At 66.7% G+C, this 835-nt stretch carries 1 protein-coding gene; it reads right to left on the minus strand.

What is annotated here, in order from left to right; all coding sequences use genetic code 11:
• Nucleotides 1–835: ABC transporter permease subunit (locus JHN45_RS52270; protein ID WP_201056551.1), on the minus strand; the 835-nt coding region annotated here is incomplete at both ends.

Raw genomic sequence — 835 nt, forward strand, 5'->3', positions numbered from 1 at the left:
CACGTCCCGCTTCTCCAGCAACGCGACAGCGCCCGCGAACGCGACGGCCGTCACGCCCACGATGATCCACAGCGGATCCCAGCCCGAAGGGCCGGACTCGGTGAGGGAGTTGGAGTAGAAGACGCTCAGCTGGTTCGGGATCGAGTACTCGAACAGCGCCTGCCGTACGTTCTCCAGGGACTGCGAGAACATGAACAGGGCGACGACCAGCGGGGCGAGCACGGCGCCGATCATGATGGTGATCGCGCCTGCGGAGTGCCGGATGATCGAGCCGATGATCAGGGAGAGCAGCCCGAGCAGCGCGACGTAGAGGGAGACCCCGACCGTCCCCTTCAGCCACTCGCCGGCCGACGGGTCCTTCGCGCCGTTGTCCTTCAGCAGCGAGGCGTCCACGAACGCGATGAACGACGTGGTCACCAGCGTCACCACGAAGGCGACCGCGAAGAACACGATCGACTTCGCCGCGAGCACGCGGGCCCGGCTGGGGCACGCCGTCATCGTCGTGCGGATCATGCCGGTGCCGTACTCGGAGGCCGTGGTCAGCACGCCGAGCGTGATGATGCACATGAGGCCGAGCAGCAGTCCGAAGAAGCCCAGGGAGAGCGGGTTCTCGCCGTTCATCTCGGACGAGGAGTTGCTGACCACGACGGCGGCGAGCAGTCCGATGCCGAGCACGAGGACGATGAACACCCCGAGCGTCCAGATCGTCGAACGGACCGACTTGATCTTCGTCCACTCGGAGGCCAGCGCATGCCCGAGATGCGTGCGCACCACGGGGATCGGTGAGGTGTAACCGCCGTACGAAGGGCCGTTCGCCGCCTGCCAGTTGGGCGCG

Source organism: Streptomyces sp. MBT53, from assembly GCF_016654115.1.
Lineage (GTDB): Bacteria > Actinomycetota > Actinomycetes > Streptomycetales > Streptomycetaceae > Streptomyces.